Genomic DNA, 26,167 nt, shown 5'->3' on the forward strand with positions numbered 1-26,167 from the left:
TTTGCGGCAAGCGGAAAATTTATATACGGTTAGCGGAAAATTTATATACGGTTAGCGGAAAATTTATATACGGTTAGAAATTTACGGGGAAGCGGTTAGAAAAATATTTCTATACGTATAGAAATTTTCCGCTAACCGTATATAAATTTTAGGCCCCCCTGAAGCCCGGAAAACAACGGCCAATCCTGCCGGAAACCGGTACTATCCCCGCAAAAGATTTTAGAATTTTGTATCTTTCAGATAATCAATAAGATAAGAAAGAATAAAGGATAAAAGGGTTACGAGTTGGAAACGAGCGAGTTTCTTTCCCTTTCTTTATTCTGCAATGCCTCAAAGAACACGTTGTACTATGTTGCAAAGATAATGATTTTCTGATGAAAACAGCGTGTTTTTACGGAAATAAATTGCAGGCACACCTAAAAATAATCACATACTAAGTCCAATGAAAGTAATTTGAAAGGATTTTTTGTCTTATCATTACGTCTGAAAAAAAGGTCAGAATCAAACGATTTGGTATTGCAAGATGAGAGGAAATGAGAAAAATAAAACTTTTTAAAGAAAAATCCTTCGAAAAATTTGGCAGGTTGAAATATTTTGCATACTATTGCACTGAAAGCAGCAGAACAAATGTTCTGTTTTCAAGTTTAACGTTATGGATTTATGGAAAATCAGACAGATAAAGAAAACATAAGCAAAAGGGATATCATCCTTAACGAATCGTTCAGACTGTTCTTGAAAAAAGGATATGCAGCCGTATCCTTTTCGGACTTAGTGGAAGCGACCAATGTCTCTCGCGGCAACATGTTCCATCATTTCAAGAATAAAGAGGACATATTCCATCATGCCGTTGATAGATTTGTATTTGAGTTTCTCAGTGATAATGGGTATGACCTCCCTGATACCACAAGCCTGACACCATTAAAGGATTTCATTGACAGCCGTGTGGAAAACATCGGTCGGCGCATGAATTCATTTTTCATGATGACAAAGGGCACAGTCACCTCTGCCAATTTCATGTCATTCATACTGTACCTGAAAGACAATTACCCGAACTGGAAAGAGAAGTTTCAGGAATATGAGGACAGGAAGAACAATGAATGGCGTGAGGTGATAGAGCTTGCCAAACAGAAAGGAGAGATTACTCAAACTGTGGAAACAGAAAAGGTTATATCTTCCATAAGAAATATATATCTTGGATTGTCATACAGAAGTGCATTGAGTGCCCAGCTCTCCATTCCCGAAACTGAAAAATCAGATATACACAATATATAATTTAATAACCAAATAATGTTCCTATGGAAAAATCGGTATATATCAATGGCGTGTCGGCATATCCTAATGAAAAGTATACTTTTGACTTGATACAAAAAGATGAGACAGGTAAGATTGTCGGAGGGGAGACATTTGTTGTGGAAGCCCCGATACTTAGCTATAAGCCGATTGACATTGTCCCTGTTGAAGTCGGAGTGGGGGAATATGAACTCTCGGCAGACTGGCAAGGAACAGACTATTCTGCCCGCTGGACAGATAGAAATGGCAAAGATTTAGGAGAAGGAAATAAAATTACGGTAAATCCAACCGCAAAAAATAATGAATTCTCCGTAACAGCCCTCTCTTCTCAGGGTGAAATGGTGCGAGAAAGTATTACATTGGAATCCAAGACCGGATTGAAATCAGTCGCCCCCACATTGGTCGATGATTTTATAAATGTTGAGTTGCACAGTCCTGTCAATTCAAAAAATGCTGTGCTTCAAGTAAGCAGTTTAACACAAGGGACAATTCTATTGAATAAGGCTCTTCCTCTTGACACAAAAAAGATGCAGTTTGATGTAACTTCCTTACCAAACGGCATTTATCTACTCTCCTATTCTGTTGATGGTCAAATTATAGACAATAAGAAGTTCAATAAAAGATAATTATTTTTTCGGCAACGGGGAGGGGTACACACTTTCCTTGTTGCCATTTTTATAAAGTAAAAATTTTAGAGTGATGAAAAAAAATCTTTTGTTCGTATCTTTGTTTCTTGCCGTTTTTTTTCAAAAGGCGTGGGGGCAAGTCAGTTTCTATGATGCGAGAGTGAGCGAGTACGGGCAGTTAGAACAAGTTTTAGGAGACAAGTGGAATGCCATAGACTCTTTGGTTGTACATGGTCCGATCAACAAAACAGATTTTAAAACTATGTGGAAATGTAGTTTTAAAGGTAAACTCACTGTGTTGAACTTGGAAGATACTCAGATAGAAGGCCGAAAAATTCCGGATCTTGCATTATATAACCCTAAAAAACAAGATGGAACGAGTTCTATACATTTGAATATTCGGCGAATTATCCTTCCGGAAAATATTCAGGAAATCGGTGAATATGCTTTTATGAAAATGAAATTGGAAGAAATAAACTTTCCTCGAAATCTTAGAAAAATCGGCAGGGCTGCTTTTGCCAATTGTCATTGGTTTAAGACCAATCCCGTGATACCTGACGGGATGACCGAACTTCCTGCAAGATGTTTCTTGAATTGTCAATGTTTCGACAAAGTAACATTGCCAACGTCGCTGAAAATAATTTCGGATGACTGTTTTTATAACACAAGAATATCTGAAGTTAATTTCCCGGAAGGTTGGATAGTATTGGCGAGGGTGCATTTTATGCTTCTGATTTAATAATGGCAGATTTGCCCAATTCCGTAACTAAAATTGCATCATTCTCTTTCTCTATGTGTGATAGATTGCGCTATATACATATTCCTGAAAATGAATATATTACTTGCATTCCGGATTATTTTGCAGCCTATAATGATTCATTAGAGAGAGTAGATCTTCCTAATACCATAAAAAAGATCGGGGTTAGTTCTTTTGATTCAAATTACATGCTTAAAAGCATTAATCTTCCGGAAGGGTTAAAAAGCATAGAACAGAATGCTTTTTGGTATTGTGCATTCGATTCTATCATTTTTCCTGCTTCACTTGAGTTTTTAGGAGGTGGAAGTGGTGCCTATTGGAAATACATCAAGAATATTTATTCCCGTTCTCCCAACCCACCGTATTGTGCAGAAGACAAGATAAACCCGGGAAATGGACCATTCCACGGCTTTACCCCCAACGATATACCAGTCTATGTCCCCATCGGCTCGGGCGAGAAGTACCGTCAGGCTTTCGGCTGGAACTACTTCACCAATATCATCGAGACGGACAAGTTCCCATCCGGGATAGAAACACCTATGGCGGACGATGCAGGGAAGTGCAAAGTATATGGAAAAGACGGCATGCTTGTCATTGAGGTGGCGGAAAGCCTTTCTGCTCCTGTCCGTTATTCGGTTTATGCCATAGATGGCGAGATGATAGATCATGGAAGCCTAACTTCCTCCCATTCTATCCAAATACCATCAAGAGGCATTTATATTGTCCGTGTCGGCAACACTGTTCATAAAATATTGGTATAAAACCTATAAAATGATACTTGAACAGAAATAATGGTGGAGAACCGGACGGTGGACTTTCAGATAGTACGTTCATTGGGCAATCTGCTGCGAAAAATGCATGGAAGAATATAATCCCATCCTACATTCCTTATCTCTCTCGATAGTCAATGGTCAAACTCACCGCCTTCTCTTGCAGGGCGGTGAGTTCTTTTGTCAAACCGACAAGCTCCTGCAGCAATGCCTGTATGCTTTTCTCTGCCGTATAAAGGTACATCAGGCGGACAACTTGATTATAGTTTGTACCAATCTTATGTACTTGGGCTGTAAGTTCGGAGAGTTTGCGGTAATACTCCACGACAGACTTGTCCACTGTTATCACTTTGAAATGCTCACCCAATAATCTTGTACGCACGAATTCGGACTTGGACTTTGAACCAGACTTGTGATAAAGGTCTATTACCCGAAGCTGGTCTTTCGGGTCGGGCAGGCGGACGTGCCAGTCGTCCCACTTGTCGGGCATATCACCATACCTTTTCGGTACTCTTTTCCCTGATTTATTGCTTGCCATATACTCTTGTTTTTATTCTTCTAATTACGACTTCGAAGTGATTTAATCCCCCTTCGGGGCAAGGGTCTTTGTGGGACAAACGGTAGTTTGTGTCACAAAGACACACCTTGCTGATGTAGAAAATGGATTATAAGCCCATGCCGTGTTACTGCATTCATTGAATGCGGTAACTCTGCACAGGCTTGCATTCGAGGATTGCAGTTGTTCAGGGTTTCCGCCATCTTTCCACATCCTCCTTGTATTGATCGAGGTGTTCCCGAAGCACCTGTTCCACATATCCCAAAACATTCGCTCTCTGCTCCTTTACACTTACCATAGCTTCTTGGGTATCGGATTATAATATCTTTCAAGCATGGCTTGTACGTCGCTCTGTTTGTAGAGTATCTTTCCTCCGATTTTGCAGAAAGGAAGCGTTCCTGCATTTCTGTACTCTTGGAGCGTGCGTGTGCTGAGCCGTAATTGGCTGCAAACCTCCTCGCCCGTGAGGTAAACCTCTCCGCCCAGCATGGGGCGTGCTGTTGCGCAATACCGCTCCAGTTTCTTCAATGTACCCTCCATCAACTGTGAAAACAACTGCATCTGAGGGGCTTCCTGCGTAATGATTTCATTCTCTGCCATAATTCGTTCATTCCTTGACTTCATTCAGCATTTCACAGATGTTGGTCTGCTTGTAATAACACTTGTGTCCAATCATTGAGAAAGGGATTTTTCCCGTATCTCTGTATGATTGCAGGGTACGCTTGCTGATAACCCAAACGCTTGCACACGGCTTCGTTGTCGAGCCATTGCTCGGTCTCAGGAGGATTACCGATGAGCTGTTCCACACGATGGATAAAGTCTGCAAATTCGGAGCGATGTCGCTCCCACGCTTTGCGGTCGATGATAATGAGTTTCATTGCCTTGATTTTGTTTTAATTACGTTGTTGTTACTCGGCAAACAAACCCATATACAGTTCATTGCCGCTATTGTCGTGTGCAAAGGTAAGTGCAAGAAAGCATAGAAAAAAAGCAGGGAAACAGAGGGAAAACAAGGGAAGTTAAAGATGAAAACAATGGGAAGATACAAGAATTGCGGTAATGAGAAGAGGTGCCGGTTCGTTCCATATCAGCGAATATGGAAGCAGGTAACTCCCGAACATTCGAGAGTTCGACATATCGGACGTTCTATCGTTCGATAAACAGATAGTCCGAACGGTCGATATTTTGAAAGAACAATAGTTCTTTCTTCCGAGCGATTGAGAAATAGGGCAAAAGGTTATTTATACGATTGCACGATTGAATATTTGTTTTATCGCTTGCGTCCAAAGAGCCTGAGTATGCCGTATTCGTTCGGGCATTTTTTTGGGCGGTTCGCCTATTGCTGCAAGGTTGGAGTGAAAAATACGACCGCACGAAAGATTGTTTTGCAAGTATGATTGTATCAAGGTATAGAGAAAAAGCCCTGCGGTGGAGATTTTCCGCTCCATCTGCAGGGCTTGACCTTGCGGGCAATCAAGGCAACTGCCATACCTTTGCCCGACCGATTACGGCTTCAGGAGATTTGCGTGAGATTGTTTGCAGAGAATAAGCGTTGGCTTTATCCGTTCGTCTGACCGATTATTGGCAAGTTATTGCTCTCAATGAGCAGCACAATCGTGCCTGTGAGTTCGGTGCAAAGACGGTCGTATTGTCCGCTTGCGACAAATTCGTCCGTCAAACCGAACTTGTCGAATGTGGCTTGAACAGCCTTGTTCGACAACAAAACGGGTGCGAGTCTTTCAGGAAGCGATGCAGGCAGTTCCCTTTCAAACTCGTTTTCCAACACGGATACAAGCGTATCATACTTGGAGAAGTGCAACCCTTGATACAGAACCTCACTTGCCATGCTCTCCGCTTCGGGATGCGTGAAGCCCTGTGCCACTGCATCGCAGTAGGCGGTCAGTGCCATGTCTGCCCGTGCGGTGATAAATTCTATGTCTTGCAATCTTTCGGGGTGATGCTCACCAATGTAACTTCTTAGCTTCAACCGAAAGTAGGAAAGTTCCTTTGTATTTTTTATCTGTCTTCATTTTGTAGATATTTGATGATTTCTAAAATGCTGTTGTACCTTGCTTTTCGATGGATTCTGTATAGTCAGAAAAAGCCTTGCTTTTATGTTCCTGCAAACGGCTCATGTCCTCTCTGATTTTTAGGTCGGTAATCTTTCCATAAATCTGTGTCGTGCCAATGTCGCTGTGTCCGAGCATCTTACTGAGCGTTTCCATTGCCATACCGTTGGAAAGGCAGATGGTCGTGGCGAAAGTGTGGCGAGCCATGTGAAAGGTCAAGCCTTTCTCTATCCGGCATATCTGACCGATGTTTATACAGGCGAAAGATGCCTTGCTGACATTCAATGTCGGAAAAATCTGCTCATCGGGTTGCTTTCCTTTCATATAGATGTCCAGTATCTCCCTTGCGATGGCAGAAGAGGATGATGGCTTCCACGTCCGTCTTCTGCCTTTTGATGCGTATCTCACAAGTCCCGTCATCATAATGGTGGATATGCCTTGGGGTCAGTCGCAGCATATCCACACGAGCCAGTCCCGTGAAGGCACAGAAAATGAAGAGCTGCCTTGCCCGCTCGAACTGCTTGTTGATGATGGGCGTTTGCAAAATGCGGTTGAGCTCCTCCGTTGTAAGATACCTTCTCGTGCCGTGTGGCTTTTCCGCCTTGAAATCCACAAACGGGTCCCGGCGGATGTATTTTTTCCGTTGCCCGATGCCTATGAGCTTTCTCAGGAAGACAACCGTCATCTGAATGGTGGCGGGTGAAAGTCTGCGCTTGCTTTTCAGGTAGAAGTCCAAATCCTCTATAAAGCCATAATCCAACCGTGAATAGCAAATATCCGACACTCCGTATTTCTCCTGCAAAAACGACACTATAAGCTGCCTGTCATAGATATAGTTGCGAAAAGTGGATTGTGCGATGGTAACTCCCACACACGGGCGTTTTTCCTCTATAAAACGGTCTGCCTCTTCCATGAGCATGCCATTGTTTTGAGAATCCTCCGTCAGACGGCTTTTGAGAAGTTCTGCGCTTACATACCCCTTTTGCCAAACCAGCTCAGTGTATTTGGCTTGCATCTGTCCTTCCTTTTCTGTCAGTATGCGGTTGATGTTCTTCATTTCGTCAAGGTCGCCTTTGCATCTGCCATGCTTTGCGTCCCAATTGTCAGGATTGATTTCCAGCCCCATGCTGTATTGTACCTGCTGCCCGTCAATGGTAATGCGTCCCATTATCGGGCATTTGCCGTTCTTCTTCTGTTTGGAACGGTTGATGTAAAATAATGTCCTGAATGTACTGCGTGCCATAAACTATAATTTTAAGGTGAATGTGTGTTCTATCCGCTGTTGAATCTTCTGCATATCCTGTCTTATTCTTTCGGAATTGACCGCTGCATACACTTGTGTCGTTCTCAAATTTGTATGTCCCAACATGCCGCTTACGGTTTCTATCGGGACACCTGCCGACAGGGTGATGACCGATGCAAAGGTATGCCGGGCCATGTGAAAGGTCAGTGGAGCTTCCATACCGATACTCCTCTGTATGTAGTGCATTGCATTGTAAACCACGTCTCTTGGGGGAACATCAAACACATATCCTGCCCGTCTGCCCCTGTATCTTTCCATGATTATCTTGGCAGGAGGGAGAACCACTACTCGAAAAGGAGTCTTTGTCTTGACACGCTTGTTTTTTATACATAGCTTTCCTTCCTCAATGATGATGTTTTCCTCTTTGAGATTGCGTATGTCCGAAATTGCAAGACCGCTGAAGCAGGAGAACACGAACAAATCACGGACGACACGATATTTCTCCCATTTGACGGGCAGGTCGATAATCTTTTGCAGGTCGTCCTGCGTGATGTTTCTCGGTGTTCCTTTCAGTTTCTCGTAACTGTAGCCAATGAATGGGTACATGCCTGTCATGCCGTTTTTGACAGCCTTGTTCACAACCGCCTTTAAGGCGGTCAAGGCACTGCATATACTGCCACGCTTCAGTTTTCTGTCTATTGTCAGAAAGTATTCATAGCCTTCTATAAAGGAAATATCCAGCTCCATAAGCGGAATATCACTTAACTTGTACTTCCTCCGCATATACTCCCGAAGAAGCGTTTGCTGATAGGTGCGCAGCTCCAAAGTTTTCATTGCCCTGTCTATGCCCACCCTTTCCTCAATCTGTCTGAGGTATTCGGCATAGCACTCTAAAAGCATTGCGTTTTGACAAAGCTGTCCCTGATAGGCATTGCGCACGTCCGAAGCCGAGAATGTCTCTCCCCTTTCGCAGAGTTCCCGATAACGTGCGTGAACGAGCGCGGTGCATTCATTCAAATACCGGTTGATTGAATCTGCAATGGCACTCTTGCCGAGAAGACGTTGCTTCCTGCAGTCCCAAAGAGATAATGGGACTTTCTTTTTGGCGGAAAAGGCGGAATGCTTCCTGCCCAGTTCTATCCGTCCGATAAGCGGCACCATGCCTTTTTTGTCCGCTCGTTTAGCCTGTACGAAAAACGAGACTTTCAGTTTGTTTTCTTTCATTTTTTCTGTCGTTTTTTCTAAATTTCCTTTGTTTGCAAAGTACATACGAACAAGAATTCTTGAACTATGCAGAAAAATGAAAGATGAGGAATAAAAACCTATGGAACAGCTGTTTACATTCAATTCGTAACCCCTTTTTGCTTTGTGCCTTATGGGTTACGATTTGGTAACGGAACTATTGCCGTTTTTTGCCCGACCTTGCCATATCACAAAATGCAGCAAAGTGCATAAATTGCTGCTATTCAGAAGTTTCCGTTTACATTTACCATTTCTTCTTTCATTGTCTTTATTCTATGAACTATCCCCGCAAAGTGTGTAAGCTCATTTTTTATCTTCGTATTTGAAGAAAAAAAGAAAATGGAACTTACACGCTTTTATAGGACAGTACCGCTTCCGGGTTATTTCATGGTAAGGCTGTCGTGAATAGTTGTTGCGTCTATAGGGGTATGAAAAAGCCGTGCACCCATGTATTTTGCACATGGATGCACGGCTTTATAATGATAAATTCCGTCAGGTTCGCGTTGTCTGCCGGCCTATGGGGCGTATGTGGGGTGGGGCTTTCCGCCGGGCTTACTTTACAATTCCCTTTTCGAGATACTCGGCAAGGTTGGTGCGTACCTTTTCGGCAGCACCGTCGGAGGCTACTTTCGCCATGTCGTGGTCTACCATGAGATTGACCAGTTCCTCGAAAGTCGTTTTGGAAGGATTCCATCCCAGTTTGGCCTTTGCCTTTGTCGGGTCGCCCCAAAGATTGACCACGTCGGTCGGGCGGTAGAAGTCGGGGCTTACTTCTATGAGGATTTTTCCCGTTGCCTTGTCAATTCCCTTCTCGTCCATACCCTCGCCTTGGAACTCAAGCTCGATGCCCACGCGGCGGAAGGCATGGAGACAGAAGTCGCGAACGCTGTGCTGCACGCCCGTGGCAATGACAAAGTCTTCGGGCTTCTTTTGCTGCAGCAGCAGCCACATGCACTCGACGTAGTCCTTGGCGTAGCCCCAGTCGCGGAGCGAGGAGAGGTTGCCGAGGTAGAGCTTCTGCTGCAATCCCTGCCTGATTCGTGCCGCAGCGAGGGTTATCTTGCGTGTAACGAAGGTCTCGCCGCGCCGCTCGCTCTCGTGGTTGAAGAGGATTCCCGAACAGCAGTACATGCCATAGGCGTCGCGGTATTCCTTGACAATCCAGTAGCCGTAGAGCTTTGCCACGGCGTAGGGGCTGTAGGGATGGAAGGGTGTGTTCTCGTTCTGGGGCACTTCCTCTACCTTGCCGTACAGCTCGGATGTAGATGCCTGATAGATGCGGCAGGTCTTGGTAAGTCCGAGCTGCCGCACGGCTTCGAGTATGCGCAGCACGCCCACGGCATCGACGTCGGCTGTGAACTCGGGCGAATCGAAGCTGACCTGCACGTGGCTCTGTGCAGCGAGGTTGTATATTTCGGTCGGTCGCACGGAGCCGATGACTCCGAGTATGCTCATGGAGTCGCCGAGGTCGGCATAGTGGAGGTGGAAATGGGGCTGCCCCTCCAGATGGGCAATGCGCTCTCGGTAGTCGACGGACGAGCGGCGGATGATGCCGTGTACCTCGTAGCCTTTTTCTAAAAGCAGTTCTGCCAGATAGGATCCGTCCTGTCCGGTGATGCCTGTTATAAGTGCTGTTTTTTCCATATATTGTTGTATAGCGTTATTTCTTTTGGAGTGTTTCCTGAAATAGTCAATTGTTTCTTTTTCTCCATATCCAGTGGTAGATGCGGAACCATGGTTCCCACAGACATTCGGATGGGAAATACCACATCAGGCGGATGTCGCGCAGGATACGCTGGACGTTCTTGGCCATAGGCGAGGTATAGGTGCCGCTCAGTGTACGTTCGTCGTACTTGCCGAAATTTCCTCCTTCGGTCATCTCGTTGAGTAGCAGTTGTCCCAACCGTTTGTCGGGCTTGTCGAGCAGGTATTTCTCTTCCAGTCCGAAGACGCTTTGCATGAGCCACATTACGGCACGGGCAAATGACTTCAGTCCTAATTTTCGGAACAGATCTGCCCAGTTTGTTTCCTTGTCTGTTGCAGGTCTGTTGCGGAGGAGGTAATAGTAGTCAATGAGTTGCCGGAATCCGATACCTTCATGCAGGAGGTGGTTGTAAACGTGTGCCAGCATAAAGACAATATTGAAGCGAACCGTGGGTACACTGATGCTCCCTGAACCATTGGGCAGTTCTGCCGTATGGTTGAATTGTCGGTCGGCCTCTTGTGCGAAGAATTTCTGTAGGCGGTGGTTGTGAATGGGGCTGTTCATCCATTGCGGACGATAGTGCACCTCTATGGGGATGTTTTCTTTGGAGACGAAGTCTATATGATGGTAGCAGGCTTTTGATTTGGGGCAGAAGCGTCTGACGTAGGCGATGACTTCCTTTTCTTTTTGGCCGCCTTCCGGCCTGACCCACACATCTACATCGCCCGGCATACGCAGCAACGGGTCGGGATAGAGGAGGGCGGCTCCCTGTCCTTTCAGAAGACAGGTCTCGAATCCTTCTTTCCTGAAATTTTCCGTTGTCCATGCCGCCACTTTGTCGGTCTGGCGGTTTCTCTTTCGAATGGTGCCGACGATGCTCATCCATTCGAGTATATCGTCTTCGGTAGGCTTGTTGGCAATGTCGGAAAGCCGGCTGACGCCCTCCCAGCAGGTGCCCACGATGCTCTGCTTGCGGGCAAAGGCGAGGAGTGCGTGCCAGTTCATGTCTGACACGCACTCGGGAATCTCCGCCTCCTCGTGGAGACAGAATCTTAGAAACTCTATGTATTTGCCGATATTTCTATCTGCCGCCATACATGTTATCGTAGTACTTCATGTAGTCGCCACTCGTAACGTTGTCCATCCACTCCTGATGGTCGAGGTACCATTTTACGGTCTTCTCTATTCCTTCCTCGAACTGCAGGCTTGGTTCCCATCCGAGTTCCTTCTGTAGCTTTCGGCTGTCAATGGCGTAACGCTGGTCGTGGCCGAGACGGTCGGTAACGTGGGTGATGAGTCCGAGGTCTTCGCCCTCCTTGCGTCCCAGCAGTCGGTCGACGGTGTTGATGACAACTTTTATAATGTCGATGTTCTTCCACTCGTTGAATCCGCCGATGTTGTAGGTATCGGCCACGTTGCCTTTGTGGAATATCAGGTCGATGGCGCGTGCGTGGTCTTCAACGTAGAGCCAGTCGCGCACGTTGAGCTTCACCATATACGGGGAGCGGCTTGCGGTGGCGTATGTTGTTGATAAATAGTGGAATGAGCTTCTCCGGGAACTGATAGGGGCCATAGTTGTTCGAACAGTTGGTTACGATGGTCGCATGCCGTAGGTGTCGTGGAAGGCACGTACGAAATGATCCGAGCTGGCCTTTGACGCAGAGTAGGGTGAGTGGGGATTGTACTTCGTCGTTTCAAGAAAGAAGTCCCTGCCGTAGGCGTGATGGTGCTCCGAAGATGCTGCTGTCGTGAAGGGACTTTCTATGCCGTCAGGGTCGGTCAGTGAGAGTGCCCCGTACACCTCGTCGGTTGAAATGTGGTAGAACCGCTTGCCCTCGTACCGCTCGGGCAGCGACTCCCAGTAGAGCTTCGCTGCCTGTAGCAGGGCGAGCGTGCCCATGACGTTGGTCTGTGCGAAGGTGAACGGATCCTTGATGCTGCGGTCTACGTGGCTTTCTGCTGCCAGATGAATGATGCCGTCCACCTTCTCGTCTTGTATCAGGCGATAGAAGGCCTCGAAGTCGCAGACGTCCATTTTTACGAACCGATAGTTTGGCTTGTCCTCAATGTCCTTGAGGTTGGCGAGATTCCCGGCATACGTGAGCTTGTCGAGATTGATGATTTTATACTCTGGGTACTTGTTGACGAATAGTCTCACTACGTGCGACCCGATGAAACCGGCTCCGCCGGTAATGACGATTGTGCGCTTGTATGTCATAATGATGATATTGAAATATTTCTGTATATGAACTGTTTATGTCTGGTTTTCCTGCCAAGGATTGTGGTAAATGTGTAGCAGTTGTCGTCCGAAATGCCAGAAGAATGTCATGTCGTCAACGAAATACCGGTGGAATAGTCTTTTGGGCTCATGGAGGAAGCGGTAAAACCACTCCATCCCCAACTTGCGCCATGCCTTAGGGGCACGGCTGAGTGTTTCTGCTTCGAAATCTATGGTTGCACCCAATGCCAGCCATATCCTTACCCGCGGCATCAGATGCCGGTGTGCGATAATCCACTTCTCTTGCTTGGGTGCGCCCAGTCCTGTCAGTACGACCGTTGCATCACTTTGATTAATAACGTCTGCTATTCTTCGGCTTTCGTTCCTGTTAATGGAAAAACTGGGCGATAATGCTCCGACAGCAATTTTCCTTCCTATTCGGTTGTTGATGTTTTCCATCGCCTTTTGTGCTATGCCCTCTTTGCCGCCTAAGATGAAGATGCGTGTATTGTCATCTTTTGCATGGAAGTGGCAGAACTCGGGGAAGAAGCTGCTGCCGGGAATGGACTCACAGATAGGGACGGGGAGGAGGTGTGAGAGGAAGTATAGGATGCGCGAGTCGCAGATTATCCAGTCGGCCTGCTGATAACACTCGTAGAAATGCCGGTCATGTTGTAGTCGCACGAGATGGTCTACATTGGGCGTGAAGACCACACCGCTCTGCAGTCGTCGCAGAAATTCGCTCCTTGTCAGGTTGTCAATGCCAATATTCAGGATATCTACCTGCCCCCAATGCGCTCCCATAGAAATCTTAGTGGAAAGATTAAAGCAGCCTTGACATAACGGCTGCGGGTATGTGGCTCCTTGTACATGCGGTAAAGAAACCGCAGTCCGTAATTATCTACATTGTGGGTAATAGTCGGCTTTATTCTGTGCCGTTTGGTGGATGAATCCACCACATGTAAAGCCAATGCCTTGATAACCGGCTCGTCTGACTTTCAGGAGGAAGTCTTCCTGCATGATGATTCCCATTCCCACGATGAGGAAGTCGGGATTTAAAGTTGTAATCTTGCGCGCCTCTTGTTCTTTCTCTTCCTCGTTAGAGAAGAATCCGTTGCGATAGTAGGAGATATTGATTCCGGGGTAGCTCTTTCGGAATATATTTACTGCCTGTTCCAGCGATTCTTGTTTGGTGGCTACAATGGCAATGCTTTTTCTATTTGCGGTGGCATACTCGAATAGCTTGGGTGCCATCGAAGTCATATCAAAGCTCCTACGCTTGATGCTCTTCCCGTATAGTATCTTAATAGCTTTTACAAGTAACCCACCATCAGCGAAGATTCCATCAAACTCTGTGAATAACTCCTTATGCTTCAGTGCTTCAAGGTAGGATACGGGGTTGAGATAAGTATAGATACGAGCTTTTGTACAAAAGCCAGTTTCTCTCCAGCAGCCATCTGTCACCATTATCTGATTTATCAATGATGTCGTCATCAATTATTTATTTTATATTATATTTTGTTTGAGGTAGGCTATACTTTTCTTTTTTTCCTCCGCTATGTGTGTGTTCACAATAGTGTAGTCAATGGGGGCATCTTCTATAGTGGCTAGGTTGTCCGGATAGTAGACTATGCGTGAAGACAATTCGAATTGTTCCAGGAGTGAGGTGAGCTTGTTGTTGTTCATGCTTCGGACGATAGTGGCGAATTGCTTGTTGAACTTGATGGAGAAAATCGTTCCATGGAAGGTGTCTGTAATAATATAAGCTGCATCGCGGAAATAACCGAGCACTTCGAATGGTGTCGGGACAATGACCTCGTCGCACCATGGGAAGTAGTGCCCGATGGACAACAGGCGGAGTTTCTTGTTTTTGGCGAACGACCTGATGGCGGCAATTTCATCCTTGTCGGATATGCGTCCGGGATAGGAATAGACGATGATGTAGTCGCTCTTGTGCCGCTGTGTAGGAATGTGTTCGATGTAATCGTAGATGAGGACGGGGTCTACGTTCATTTGTGGAGAATGTCCTGTTAGTTCCTTTATCGTGCTGTAGCTGTTGATGTCGCGCACGGAGATGCTGTTGAGTTTTTTCAGATAGCCTGCCACTTCCTCCTTCAATCCCAAAGCTTCCATCTTCTTTGTGTCTGTAGCACCGAATGAGGCGGCATAGGTGATTATCCTATTGGCATCCAGTCCATGCCCGAAGAGCTGTGGGGAAAATCCGAACCACGTCTGTTGGGCAAAGTTGAACACTTCGTCACTGCCGATTACCACCATGTCGTAATGTTCTTTACCCGATTTCTTCTCTACTCCGAGATAGGGGATAAACTCTTTGGAGAATCGGGCCTGAAACTGATATATGGTCTTAAACCGACGGGAAAAATCCCATCCCCAAAGTCGGGACACGAGTTTCCGATAACGCGCTAATTTTGGCTGTTGATATTCTGCGAGCTGTCTGCCCGGGACGATATTGATAAAGTTTACCTGATGTCCCAAAGCCTCTATGTTCTTTTTGAGAGAGAATGCTTGGAGAAACGATCCATAGTTCTTTACCTCCTGCATGGAGAGTATGCCTATTTTCATTATGCTCAGAGTGTGCTTAGTAGTGAAAGATAATCCTTTTGGAAAGACTCGAAAGTGAAATTCTGTTTGTAGAGATTACGACCGGCCTCCGACATAGACAGATACTGGCTTTCCGTGAGTTGTGACAATTGGTTTAGACGGTCTGCAAGCTGCGCCCAGTCGTTTACGACAAAGCCGTTAACACCATCCTTCACTATTTCCTCGTTTCCGCCTACATTATTGCAGATAACCGGTGTACCCATCATATCTGCCTCTATCAGTGTGATAGGCAAACCCTCGTGTCGGGAATAAAGGAGCATGAAGTCTGCCTGATGCAACAAACTGTATATATCTGAACGATAGCCCAGATACTCAAATCGCTTGTCCGTACCAATTATCTGTTTCAATTCCTCACATTGCGGTCCTGTTCCCACGAAGCAAATCTTAACATTCTCCGAAAGCCGTTCTTTCAGATTTCTGACAATCTCAGTCTGTTGCTTCTGTTCATTGATTCGTGCCGGAAGAAGCAGCGTTACAGGCAGAGTTCCCCTATAAGGGTGGGGTTCTGGCTGTATATCCTTTACGCAGTTGTATATCTTCGTAATGTGTCTTGTAGGCACATGGAAGTATTCCGTCAGATTTTGGATACCGCTGTCAGAAATAGCCACAACGTGCTTGGGGAAGATAGACAGCAGCTTGTGCCCGAAAAGGGTATTGTGATGAATATACACGAGCTTTATCTTCTGAAAAAGGAGATGGTTCAACAGCCAGAACAGCAGGAGAAACTTGCGTTCGTGAAGAATGACTACCGAGTCATAGAAGTGAAAAGGTGATAAGAGCCTAATATACTCGTCCCGCATGATGTGATGATCGGTATGAATACGTTCAAACGGGATAGTACCCACTATTTTTGCATCGTACTCGTCCTGTATGGCACGATGTACGTCCATCATCACCTTTTGTACTCCCGTTACCTTATAAAGTTCGGAATTGAACGAATAGATTTTTTTCTTCATCGTGTCAGTTTATCTATGAGACTTGTAGAAGTTGTACATTCGCTTGACGATTTCAAACAGATGCCACTTGGAAGCATACATCTTCACCGTCTCTTTGATGCTGTGGTTCACAAGGTGGAACTCTTTGTCAATAGCTTCTAATGACTTGTTCTTGTCAAGGAAGGCTGCTATAATTTCATTTCTCCGCGGGTTCATTGGCGAAGGACGATTGAGATTGGCATTTTCCGCAAGTGCTTCCTTTAAGGTTCGCTCTTCCAAGAACGTATCTTTAAGCTGTCGCATCAGTCTTTCACCTTTCTCGTTGTTAGCCAACACTAACGACACGCCCTTCATCACATCATGTTTGAACGGAACTCCATAACGCCCCAATCCCCAGAAGTCGGCCAAGGAACAATCGCCTACGCGCTGTGGCTGCGCATAGGGACAATGGTAACAACACTCCCTGAACAAAGCCGATTTGTCGAAAGCCTCCATATAGAGGGCATCCACTCCATAAATAGGGCGCAATTTCTGATGGAAAGAAACGGATGGGGCAAAACCCCATCCGTTTCTTCGGCGAAATTCAAACGCTGAAGGACGAACACCGGCAAAACGTTCCGTCAGCTTCTGAAGATAGCTCTGCCAGACGCTGTCTGAGGGTACACCGTGGCATGCGAGGTCAAGCAATACGAGATGATTGTAGTCCTTGTGTAGGTAATCCTTTAATCCTGCAACTTGACAGGGTGTGCCACAGAAAAGTACCCATCGTCCTGTATGTAGGTATTTGCGGATGTCCTTATATACATTTCCTATCTCACTTTGCACATACTTACTGCCACGTAGAGGCACTAGTCCTTCTACAGTCTCTACTCCTTGATGGCAAAGATGGAGGTTGTTGTCGAAAGCCGTACCATAGACAATGCCACCCTGTGCTATCACGTATCTCGCAAAGGAGGAGAAAGCTCCCCCCGAGCTGCTCACGGTACGGTCGGTGTTGTTCCAAACGGCATAAGCCTGTGGGCTGTCTGAGTTTCTATTCTCCAAGGGTGTAACGACGGGACAGGAGCGTTCGCACAGTTTACATTCCACACATCTGTCCAAGTCTATTTGCGGATACTCAAAGCCCTCTTCATTCCTCTTCATTTCCAAGCAACCATGGTTGCAGGCGTTGAAGCAGGCGGCGCATCCCGTGCAGTCTTTTTTTTGTGCTAATGTGGGCATATCTCGTTATTTGATTACTAAACAATGAATGGTGCGAAGCTGTGCCCCCTTATTTCCACGTATTTGCATATTCAGTAAAATATCTATAAAACAGGTCTCCCTGTTTATATGGGTCACCAACCTGCCCCTGACCATCAAATTCTTTCATATAAATAATGGAGTCGCCTTTTACAGGGCGTGAGGAGAAAAATATCTTTCTCTCATAGGGTAGTTTGTCAAAATTCAGCATATCTTGCGGAGTACATAAATTCTGGTCGGAACCAATAATGACCAGTTTATCCATGTCCAGCCTCGTAGCACGGCGATACCATTTCTCTGCGGCCTCCTCTTCAGAGTAGTAATGGAGAAAGTGAATCTCTACTTTTCCATCCAATAAGCCTATGGGATACCAATGCTTCCATTTGCTCCTTCTTTCATCACCTATCTTATATTTTGAGTGTTCCACAAACTGTATTTGGGCCTTCTTCAGATAGAATTCAAGATTTTGTAAGAAATCAATATAGTCAGGATAAAAGAAATAAAGTCCAAGTGTAGGCGAGTTATATTTCATATTTAGGTCTTGCATAAAACGGCCGGCAAGACAGTTGGAGGAAATGATAGAAGTCTCCGGTGTGATTATCTCCTTGATAGTTTTCAGATAAGGCAACCTTTTATTACAAAGAATCCTATCCTCTCTTTCTTTATAAAGATGATATATATATAGGTTTCCCTCAGTTTGCTGGCAATTTTGCTAAGTAAAAGCATAGTAGAAATATTTTTAAAGGAATAGGTATATAGATATTGCACTCGTACAAACCTCAGATGTCTTATAATTATTTGAGTTATTTATTTTAATCGATAGTATCTGACGTAATCTATTAGTAAGGTGGCAGGAAGCTGCCTATCATCTACATTCTTTGCATTTTTTGAAGCATAAGTATGAGCTAACAGTAACTGATAATCTGTGTCAAAAGGCCATTCTTGTAAGTCGTGCTTTGCAATTTCGTAGGTTTTTACGTCATCCATATAACAAACGAGCCTGTCTTTGTACCATTCCAAAGTGTATATGTGCCAAGCTGAAACATCTTGATTCGTGAACATCGGATTTTGAATATGTTTCTTATTTCCTCTGAGTTTCCCCCATAGATGGACGTTAGCTTGGAATTTCTTTCGGTTCCAACTTCCGAAATATTCCATCACATCTATCTCGCCTCGCACATCTTTTCCTTTCACGTCGACAACCCGTAACCATAATGCAATCCATGAACCGAAACAAGCTGGGACTTTGGCCCGTATTACTATCTTACCATATTTGATGCTTCTTGCATTTATAGTGTAAACTCTGCCACCCTCATACATAGATTGTTGCACTCCTACTTTCTTTACCCGTAGCTCCAAACGGCCTTTACGGACTCTGACATTATCACTTTTGTCAACGTATCTTGTCCGAGGAGTTTCCCCGTTTTTGTCAATGGAAATGCCCCATATACTTTTCTTGGGTGCTCCTGTGTATGAGAATTCGTCGGCCCATACAGGTAACTCTTCAAAACTTGGGTTATATTGCCTCTGAGCAGAAACCTTTAATAAACATAAAGAAAAAATTGGCAAAAGCAAAACTAAGCACAGCTTCCGATTATTCCTGAATACCATTTCCGACTTTTTTATTTCTTCCTTGTATTCTCTTGAAACTGTGATTTCCATTTAGAGATATTCTTCCAAGGCAAATCAAGTTCAGTTGGCTGTTTGCTATTTATCCAATTATCAATCATTGCAATATTCTCCCGTTTGATAAAAGGCAATTTGGTATCTTTGTGGATTTCCACAGCACGATTATCAACACCTACCACTAAAGTCCTAACACCATAGTTGAGTGCACAGATTCCCCCATGAAGTCTTGAACCAATATAGTCACAGTCTTTTGCTTCGCGCAGAAAATTATGATATTGTTCAACGTCAGAACCAATCACCTCAATAGGAAATCCTGCATCTAATGACTTAAGATATTCCAAATCCCGATCTTGCTGAATCCAGAAATAGACTTTATCATAATTGGCATGTAATTTCATTAGCATAAGTTTGTCCAGTTCTGGATTCTGCTCATAATCGGTCAAAGAAGTTATGACATTCCTATGCTTATGAGTAGGAATAGTACGGCAGAAGTCTGGTGTCAGTCTCCACATCGTCGGACAGGCTGTATTGATGACATTGTCAAAACCAATAGCTCTCATTCTACGTTCTGTATAACTGTCACGAACAGAGTGAAGCATATTCTTTGAGAGAATATGGTGATAAGCCCATCGCGTATACGGAACAAACCGAAATTCTTTGTAGCTACTCCATCCCGCTCCCATCAGGCATAATCCATGCAAATTAAGAATATCCCGGGGACGTAGACGCCAACCCTGATTGGTGATTATACTTGTTTTAAGGATATTTGTCCCGCAAACAATACTATACTCAGACACATTACTACATGCATAGGTGTTTTTACCTATCTCAAGATGGGTCGGTACCTTATACGTAAAATAATCATTCTTTAGAATATCTTTCAGCTGGAGTTGACAGAAATACATAATGATTCTGTCCCCTTGATTGTCTGTCCCAATAGATGTATCGAAAAGTGTAAGATGCTTCATACTTTTTGCTGTTTTATGGTTCTGAATAACGTAAGCCAAGACTGCATTATACTTTCCTTATTGAATATTTTTGCCTTTTGAAAAGCAGCCTGGCTGTATTTCTTCCTCGTTTCAACGTCCTTGCAAAGCCTTAGCATTGCTTCCGTAAATGAGTGAATGTTATAAGAATCAACAAGAATCCCGGTTTCATTATTAGAAACTACCTCATCGTTTCCTGTGATGTCAAAACCTATTATGGGCTTACCTTTGGTTGCAGCCTCGATTAAACATAGAGGAAGACCTTCATATCGAGAAGTCGAAATATAAATGGCAGCCTTATTATAGTAGGAATCCATATCAGTTGTTTCAGGGACATAATCAACCGTGCCTTGATTTCTCTCCAGAAAAGATTCAAATTTTTTCTCCTGTTGCGGACTCTTGTTTGCGAATTTTCCTATAAGAACAAGTTTCCAATCTGTTCTTTGTTTACAGAATTCTTCCCAAATACTTATCAGATAGTCAAATCCTTTTTGATTGGAGAGTCTACCGCACCAAAGAAAATAGGGCTGCGATACATCAGTTGTGGTCGGCGACTGCATATTAGTGAAATTAGGAATAACCATCATGTTTCTATATCCCCATTTTTTCATGTCTGTATGAGTAAGGACAACCACTTTGTCATATTTTGGATAGACCGTATCTCTTAGGAAAAAGGAAAATTTACCTTTCCAACTGTCTTTACCATAAGTATTCTCATTAAAGATTTTCACACCATCAAATGATTGGTGAAGCTCTATAATCTTGGGGATGGAACGGCCTACAAAAGGAATTAGCCACGAAAGCAAATTAACATTCATGTTGATGATAATATCAGGCTTTATTATCTTTAATAATTGCCGATATTCCCTAAACGCTTTCCACGCAAACAAAAACTTCTTTCCGTATGATGACAGAGCATCAACTTTTATAGGATGGAATTTAACCCGTGAATCAACCTCATAGAAAGGTTTGTTGTGCTCATCACCATAAAAGACAATGTCAATGTCAAAGAAGTCAATAAGATAATTTATCTTATCGAAAGCTATACGATTAAGTCCCCCACGGCCATCTATTTTATTGACTACATATAATAATTTCATGATAATTGTTTAATTATTCTTGCAGGATTACCTGCCACAACAGAATTACTGGGCACATCCTTTACGACCACAGAACCAGCTCCAATAATAACATTGTCGCCTATAACTATGTTGCCAATAATAACACTATTTACCCCAATATCTACGTTATTTCCAATAATAGGACGTAAATCTCTGTCCAAATTTTTATTTCCTATAGTAGTATTGTTTCTTACAATAAAATTATCTCCAATCGATTTACAGCTTAAGATAGTGGAAAAACTATGATAAAACATTGGAGATTTCCCGAGCTTGTCAGCACCTATTCTGAAAGAGTCACAGGGTGGAGCAATAAACGATAAAAAAGCAATTAACGCCTTATGCTGTTATATCTGTAATAGAACAGATTTCTAAACTCAGGATATTTCTGTAAGATGAAAGCTAATGAGTGTTTTACTTTATCGTGAAACAAACTCTTATTAAAACTCTCAAAATCTGATTCTATATATTCATTATACAGCAATTTTACTACTATATAATGGAAAATATATTTTAAACGATACAATAATTCTCTTATTTGTTTCATATCATTTCACTTTATTCAATAGACGGATATTCAAATATGCAACTAAGAATTTCACACCATTCTTTATAGAGGACGCTTTTATCAAAGAGCAATTAATCCTCTCTCTTAGGGCTTTCTGTATTTCTCTTTTATCCAGACTGGAAAGATTAGCACTGATAACATTCAATATGTAAGACAGACATCTTTCTTCCTCTGACAAGACTATTAGTCGGTTACCTTCTATATATTTACAGACATGCATCGAATCGTAAACCGTCAGATAAGACCAAATGTCCTTTACAGTATATGCTGTATTCATGGCAGAGCCAACTCTGTCTATTCGGTAATGATAAACAAAATCCTTGCATGAAGCCACTTCCGGACATAAGGCTAAATACTGCACACAAAAGAGCCAGTCTTCAGAATATCTTAACGTTTCATTGAGCTTTAAATGATATTTATCTATGTTTTCTTTCAAATAGACAAAGCCCCATAGCGCATGGAAATGAATATCTTTTTGCTTTGCAAATTCTAAAGATGGCGTGTGGTCAAAAACATATTTCTTTTGCTTACAAATGGTTCCTTCAGAGTTTATATTGTCATAGTTCACACATAAACAAGGACTGTCTGAAGTCCGTAATGTAGTGATAAGACTGTCTATACGGTCTACCCAATCATCTCCATCTACAAAATAAACATATTTCCCCGTAGCTTTTGTTAGTCCAAGATTCCTTGCTGACGATACGCCACCATTCTGTTTGTGGTAAGCCGACACGACATCATAAGTATCGGCATATTGGTCGCAAATTTTACCGGAGTCATCAGTACTTCCGTCATCTATCAGGATAATCTCATAATTCCTACTGCTGCACAGCAAACTATCAATACAGCGAGGAAGATACTGTGAAATATTATAAACAGGAATGATTATACTCAATACCATCATATTTTTTGTTTGTATTTGTTTTTTCTCTGCTGATTGTTCCAATATCTGACTCTTCAATATCAGAATCATCAGAGTATAATAGAAAGTAAAATTCAATCCCGGTACCGTTGTCATCGTATTAACCGCAATGAAAGACAGGAAAAGAGCCCACTGAATCTTTTTATCCCCTCGCTGCCCCTTGAACAATGGATAAATCAACAAGATGATATATGCAAGAATACCCAGAGCACCTTTCTCAATGAGAAGTCCGAACCAGATACTTTCCGCACCCAAAATATCTGGATTTGCCTCACGGACAACTGACAGATATTTCGTTCCGTTACCGATGACAGGTGCTTGTTGGAAAAAGCTATAGGATATAGCGAACTGTGTCTGTCGCATCGCGAGAGAGCTACCACCAGTGTATTCGTAACTATAATCAACCGTGAAAGAGTCAGATATGTCTTGATACATATTACTTATCAGGCCTTCTGATAAAGTTATCAGTACAATGAGAACTATCCATAGTCTGAAATTTTTGATCCATTTTAATCGTACATAAGGCAGGAAACCAATGAGTGAAGATAAAATAGGAGCTTTAGATCCACTCAGGAATATACCGAGGAAAAGCAGCAGCTTAAGAATATTTTGTTTTGTGGTATGATAATAATTGGCCCATTTATGTCTCATGCTGAATCCAAAATAGAAAAGGAAGAACAGCAGACAATATGCTCCATACGTGATACTGATTGACATAAAAGCCTGCGCACGGAAAATACCGAATCTTACCTGATGCGACTCCCAAATAAGGCCTGCTGGTGCACTTGACGGCAACAACGCCTTTTCGAGTGCTATCACTGGATTAAAATGGGTGAATTGCTCGAATATACTGAGCAAAACAGCAATGGTAAAGATGATGGAATATCCCTTTATTATTTTCTTTATATCTTCAGCATTGTTAATTACCTGCCATAATATATAGATGAATAACACCCCAACAATGACATTTTGAATGAAATTAAAGAAATTGCCCTGCGTGTTGCTGAGAAACGAGGAGCAAAACTCAGATATGATGAAGATAGTAAGAGGTATTGTGAAAGGAAATTTCCCCTTTTGTTTATATACTCTGTTGCCAAGATACAGCAGTAGAATGAAAAAGCAAGCAGCGGTATCAAACATTAGGGTAGGATTACTTGGCCAAAGCACGATACCCTGATGCAGTGTTATTCTTGTCGGAATATAAATGAGAATAGTATTCTTGTAATTCTTTATCAGACCATAGAGAAAAACAAAGAACAGCAAATAGTATATAATCATATTTATTTGATAAGGAGAAAATTAAGGGAAATATCTCTACAAGTTGTACGACAGAATTATTTGTCTAATACGCTATGTAGAAAATCTAAGGATTTTGCCTTATATTTGCTTATCTTTTGTTCTACATTCTGATAGTTTATGTCACAGGACGCATTGCATTTATGGTCCGGCGATATGATATTATTCATAAGTCCTAATGGTTCTAAAAGGGATTTCAGGCGACTTAATCCTCTGTTAGTATTCCCAAAAACCACAAATGGTTTTTGAAAAATAATTGAGAACACACAAGCATGGAAAGAATCGGTAATAACCATCTTTGCATCGTAAAAGCCCCTGAGCCATTGTTCTACAGGTGGCTGAATTCTTTCCTGTAACGGAGCATGCCAATTTTCAGCTTTGGAATTAACCCTGAAAGGCATCAACCTTTTTTCTTTGCTATTTTATCAATGAATGCCTGCTTTTCTTCAGTCTCGTCAAGAACATATACCAGCATATCGCCCGTGCTCTTATGGGTATTCTCTTGTTCTATCAGATGAATGTAATCTTCCTTTTCCAACAGCAGCGTGGGGTCAACGACATGTTCAGCTTTTACTCCAAAATGTTCTCTAACCATTTCTACAGCCTCCATTTCACGAACAGACACTGCTTCAAATTTTTTGATGAGTTCCCCGCACCGCGCTTCCTGTTTGGGGCTATAGTCCCATAGGTCAGTCCCAAAAGATGCAGCGTAGGCTATTCGTCTTACATCCCAGTCTGAGGCAAAAGCAAGATACGCATTATCAATTGGCTTGTAATATTGCGGTCTCCATATCTGGTCGCTGCCCACTACCAAGGCTTCGAAATCTTTATTGTTCAGATGAGATAAATCCGTGTAATCAGCGTGAATGTACGTCTCTACAAATGCAAGCATATTTCGGGCAACAACAGGATAGACCTTATTTTGGTATTGTTCTTCGAAGACATGATAGTTTTTTCTCCTTAGGATATAACGCCATACAAATCTTTTCAGATAAACCAAAAAACGTTTTCTCGGCAAAGGGTATTCTTTGTGCTTGTTGAAAACTGAAACCTGATGTCCCATGCGTTCCAAAACGGTTTGCAACGCATATGCCTGCAGGATACCACCATAGTTAATATTGAGTGGCAATGTCAGAACACCTATTTTCATTTGACTTTGTTTCTTATCTTGATTTTTAGATTTATCACCTTTTTTTCTATTCGGGATAAAAAACTGACACGACAATATTTTCTGATGAGAGATTCGATATCTTCCTTTTCCAGTTTTTCGAAAAATTGTGCTCGTTTCTTATGTCTATGCGCCCGACACGAAAATCCAGCGTTGTACTTTTTTGCTTCTTCCAAAGCAACGGAATGACAAGGGATACCTTTCATCATCTCCTCGCCTTTCATAGTGAAAGTCATCACTAAGCCAGTACCGCCTTTGTCGTAATACTCAGGATGAAGGAACTTTACCCCCCAGTAGTCGGCAAGGAGGATATCACTGCCGCTCCGTCCTTCTTTTGACGGGCATTGTTCACAGGACGGACGCAAAAAGATATTGGAAAGGAAGCCTTTCATGTAAGCATTGTTACGGCTCAGCTCGGTAAACTCTTCGCCCTCTGCCATCTTAATCCTAAAAGAGTAGTTCTCCCAGCCTGTATACTTGTCACGGAAAGAAATATTAGCTATTTGTTTGTCTCCAATAGTTTGTCGAAGATACTTCTGCCATACAAGTGGGCTGGGGACTCCGTGACAAAGACATTCCACAGCCAGCAAATTAGCGTATTCTTTCCGAAGAAACAGTCTTAACCCTTCAATCTGGCATGAAGTGCCAGTAAACATTACTTTCCGCCCGGTTTTCAGATACATTTCCGCTTCTCTGTAGCTATCCTCTATTCTGCTTTGAAGATACTTGCTTCCGCGTAATAGTGATAGTTCTTCTATAGTGGTAATAGCAATGTGGTGTACAGACCAATCAACATCAAATGCTGCTCCGAACACCACACCGTCATCGGCCAAAATTTTCTCAGCAAGATAAGTAAATACTCCTCCTGACGAACTTATCTTTAGGATTTGTCTGTTAGGATTCACGACGGCAAAAGTATGAAGTGGCTGTCGTTGAGGTAGGCCATTTATCTCAGGACATACATTTTCACACATGCCACAATCAATGCAGACCTTTGCATCGGCTGCCGGGTATTGAAATCCCTCCTCATCAGCATAGACCCTGATACACCTCACAGGGCATTTCTGTACACAGGCATTGCATCCGCAACAATCGTGCTTATCTCGTATTTCTATCATCTCCGCACTTTTAGAAAAATGGCTTTGGCTTTACCGACAATAAAACTACGCTCAGTTTTTGTCAGGCCAATAGTATAGACTGTCAGGGGG

At 43.2% G+C, this 26,167-nt stretch carries 23 protein-coding genes and 5 pseudogenes; 4 read left to right on the plus strand and 24 right to left on the minus strand.

Features of this window, described 5'->3' with window-relative positions:
- Positions 1-660 precede the first annotated feature (660 nt).
- From JCM15908_RS11855 to JCM15908_RS15430, 4 genes are all read left to right on the plus strand, one after another.
- Positions 661-1,272: a TetR/AcrR family transcriptional regulator gene (locus tag JCM15908_RS11855; RefSeq protein ID WP_148295497.1), complete on the plus strand. Its 612-nt coding sequence runs from the start codon at positions 661-663 to the stop codon at positions 1,270-1,272.
- A 23-nt stretch (positions 1,273-1,295) separates the two neighbouring features.
- Positions 1,296-1,916, plus strand: coding sequence for a T9SS type A sorting domain-containing protein (locus JCM15908_RS02720; RefSeq protein WP_025002176.1), 621 nt, complete (start codon positions 1,296-1,298; stop codon positions 1,914-1,916).
- A 73-nt stretch (positions 1,917-1,989) separates the two neighbouring features.
- Positions 1,990-2,655, plus strand: a complete 666-nt coding sequence (locus JCM15908_RS15425) for a leucine-rich repeat domain-containing protein (protein ID WP_306303695.1) — start codon at positions 1,990-1,992, stop codon at positions 2,653-2,655.
- On the plus strand, positions 2,613-3,434 hold the full coding sequence (locus JCM15908_RS15430; protein WP_306303696.1) for a leucine-rich repeat domain-containing protein: 822 nt from the start codon (positions 2,613-2,615) through the stop codon (positions 3,432-3,434). Before JCM15908_RS15425 ends, JCM15908_RS15430 begins: the two co-directional genes overlap by 43 nt.
- Positions 3,435-3,561: 127 nt before the next feature.
- On the opposite strand, the gene JCM15908_RS02730 is transcribed toward JCM15908_RS15430, so the two are convergent.
- From JCM15908_RS02730 to JCM15908_RS02840, 24 genes and pseudogenes are all read right to left on the minus strand, one after another.
- Entirely contained in the window at positions 3,562-3,981 is a 420-nt protein-coding gene (locus JCM15908_RS02730; protein ID WP_025002177.1) for a plasmid mobilization protein, read from the minus strand.
- Positions 3,982-4,186: 205 nt separating this feature from the next.
- Positions 4,187-4,288, minus strand: a pseudogene (locus tag JCM15908_RS15660) (DUF3408 domain-containing protein); the annotation flags it as partial.
- Positions 4,289-4,290: 2 nt separating this feature from the next.
- Positions 4,291-4,599, minus strand: coding sequence for a helix-turn-helix domain-containing protein (locus tag JCM15908_RS02735; protein ID WP_025002178.1), 309 nt, complete (start codon positions 4,597-4,599; stop codon positions 4,291-4,293).
- A 7-nt stretch (positions 4,600-4,606) separates the two neighbouring features.
- Positions 4,607-4,877 (minus strand): annotated as a pseudogene (locus tag JCM15908_RS14310) (helix-turn-helix domain-containing protein).
- A 680-nt stretch (positions 4,878-5,557) separates the two neighbouring features.
- The gene (locus JCM15908_RS02745) at positions 5,558-6,019 is read right to left on the minus strand and encodes a DUF1896 domain-containing protein (protein ID WP_036892666.1); all 462 of its coding nucleotides are present in this window, start codon (positions 6,017-6,019) and stop codon (positions 5,558-5,560) included.
- A 31-nt stretch (positions 6,020-6,050) separates the two neighbouring features.
- Positions 6,051-7,311: pseudogene (locus JCM15908_RS11870) on the minus strand (tyrosine-type recombinase/integrase).
- 3 nt (positions 7,312-7,314) lie between these two features.
- Entirely contained in the window at positions 7,315-8,535 is a 1,221-nt protein-coding gene (locus tag JCM15908_RS02755) for a site-specific integrase (RefSeq protein WP_025002180.1), read from the minus strand.
- Between the two features lie 570 nt (positions 8,536-9,105).
- Positions 9,106-10,197, minus strand: coding sequence for a GDP-mannose 4,6-dehydratase (gene gmd, locus JCM15908_RS02760; protein ID WP_025002181.1), 1,092 nt, complete (start codon positions 10,195-10,197; stop codon positions 9,106-9,108).
- 46 nt (positions 10,198-10,243) lie between these two features.
- Positions 10,244-11,353: a nucleotidyltransferase family protein gene (locus JCM15908_RS02765; RefSeq protein ID WP_025002182.1), complete on the minus strand. Its 1,110-nt coding sequence runs from the start codon at positions 11,351-11,353 to the stop codon at positions 10,244-10,246.
- Positions 11,340-12,476, minus strand: a pseudogene (locus tag JCM15908_RS11875) (dTDP-glucose 4,6-dehydratase). Before JCM15908_RS11875 ends, JCM15908_RS02765 begins: the two are co-directional and overlap by 14 nt.
- Positions 12,477-12,512: 36 nt before the next feature.
- Positions 12,513-13,280, minus strand: coding sequence for a WecB/TagA/CpsF family glycosyltransferase (locus JCM15908_RS02775; RefSeq protein WP_025002183.1), 768 nt, complete (start codon positions 13,278-13,280; stop codon positions 12,513-12,515).
- Positions 13,256-13,970 (minus strand): annotated as a pseudogene (locus tag JCM15908_RS11880) (WecB/TagA/CpsF family glycosyltransferase). Before JCM15908_RS11880 ends, JCM15908_RS02775 begins: the two are co-directional and overlap by 25 nt.
- 12 nt (positions 13,971-13,982) lie before the next feature.
- Positions 13,983-15,059 (minus strand): polysaccharide pyruvyl transferase family protein, encoded by a 1,077-nt coding sequence (locus JCM15908_RS02785; RefSeq protein ID WP_025002184.1) that lies wholly within the window; start codon positions 15,057-15,059, stop codon positions 13,983-13,985.
- A gap of 5 nt (positions 15,060-15,064) precedes the next feature.
- Positions 15,065-16,054 carry a glycosyltransferase gene (locus JCM15908_RS02790; protein WP_025002185.1) on the minus strand — a complete coding sequence of 330 codons (990 nt, stop codon included), beginning with the start codon at positions 16,052-16,054 and terminating at the stop codon, positions 15,065-15,067.
- A 9-nt stretch (positions 16,055-16,063) separates the two neighbouring features.
- Positions 16,064-17,254, minus strand: a complete 1,191-nt coding sequence (locus JCM15908_RS02795; RefSeq protein ID WP_025002186.1) for a Coenzyme F420 hydrogenase/dehydrogenase, beta subunit C-terminal domain — start codon at positions 17,252-17,254, stop codon at positions 16,064-16,066.
- Positions 17,255-17,303: 49 nt separating this feature from the next.
- Entirely contained in the window at positions 17,304-17,900 is a 597-nt protein-coding gene (locus JCM15908_RS02800; protein WP_025002187.1) for a DUF1919 domain-containing protein, read from the minus strand.
- A gap of 179 nt (positions 17,901-18,079) precedes the next feature.
- Positions 18,080-18,934 (minus strand): glycoside hydrolase family 16 protein, encoded by an 855-nt coding sequence (locus JCM15908_RS02810; protein WP_025002188.1) that lies wholly within the window; start codon positions 18,932-18,934, stop codon positions 18,080-18,082.
- On the minus strand, positions 18,895-19,869 hold the full coding sequence (locus tag JCM15908_RS02815) for a polysaccharide pyruvyl transferase family protein (RefSeq protein WP_025002189.1): 975 nt from the start codon (positions 19,867-19,869) through the stop codon (positions 18,895-18,897). The genes JCM15908_RS02810 and JCM15908_RS02815 overlap by 40 nt, the downstream gene beginning before the upstream one ends.
- The gene (locus JCM15908_RS02820) at positions 19,866-20,987 is read right to left on the minus strand and encodes a glycosyltransferase (RefSeq protein ID WP_025002190.1); all 1,122 of its coding nucleotides are present in this window, start codon (positions 20,985-20,987) and stop codon (positions 19,866-19,868) included. The genes JCM15908_RS02815 and JCM15908_RS02820 overlap by 4 nt, the downstream gene beginning before the upstream one ends.
- Complete coding sequence (locus JCM15908_RS15350; RefSeq protein ID WP_025002191.1) at positions 20,984-21,262, minus strand: serine O-acetyltransferase; 279 nt, start codon at positions 21,260-21,262, stop codon at positions 20,984-20,986. The genes JCM15908_RS02820 and JCM15908_RS15350 overlap by 4 nt, the downstream gene beginning before the upstream one ends.
- Before the next feature lie 291 nt (positions 21,263-21,553).
- Positions 21,554-23,773, minus strand: a complete 2,220-nt coding sequence (locus JCM15908_RS02830) for a glycosyltransferase family 2 protein (RefSeq protein WP_025002192.1) — start codon at positions 23,771-23,773, stop codon at positions 21,554-21,556.
- Between the two features lie 56 nt (positions 23,774-23,829).
- Positions 23,830-24,192, minus strand: coding sequence for a polysaccharide pyruvyl transferase family protein (locus tag JCM15908_RS15550; RefSeq protein ID WP_148295498.1), 363 nt, complete (start codon positions 24,190-24,192; stop codon positions 23,830-23,832).
- Positions 24,192-24,941, minus strand: a complete 750-nt coding sequence (locus JCM15908_RS11890; RefSeq protein WP_148295499.1) for a polysaccharide pyruvyl transferase family protein — start codon at positions 24,939-24,941, stop codon at positions 24,192-24,194. Before JCM15908_RS11890 ends, JCM15908_RS15550 begins: the two co-directional genes overlap by 1 nt.
- Positions 24,938-26,077 (minus strand): Coenzyme F420 hydrogenase/dehydrogenase, beta subunit C-terminal domain, encoded by a 1,140-nt coding sequence (locus JCM15908_RS02840; protein WP_025002193.1) that lies wholly within the window; start codon positions 26,075-26,077, stop codon positions 24,938-24,940. Before JCM15908_RS02840 ends, JCM15908_RS11890 begins: the two co-directional genes overlap by 4 nt.
- Positions 26,078-26,167: the final 90 nt, after the last annotated feature.

Origin of the sequence: Prevotella dentasini JCM 15908, from assembly GCF_000614065.1 — a bacterium.
Classification (GTDB): Bacteria; Bacteroidota; Bacteroidia; order Bacteroidales; family Bacteroidaceae; genus Prevotella; species Prevotella dentasini.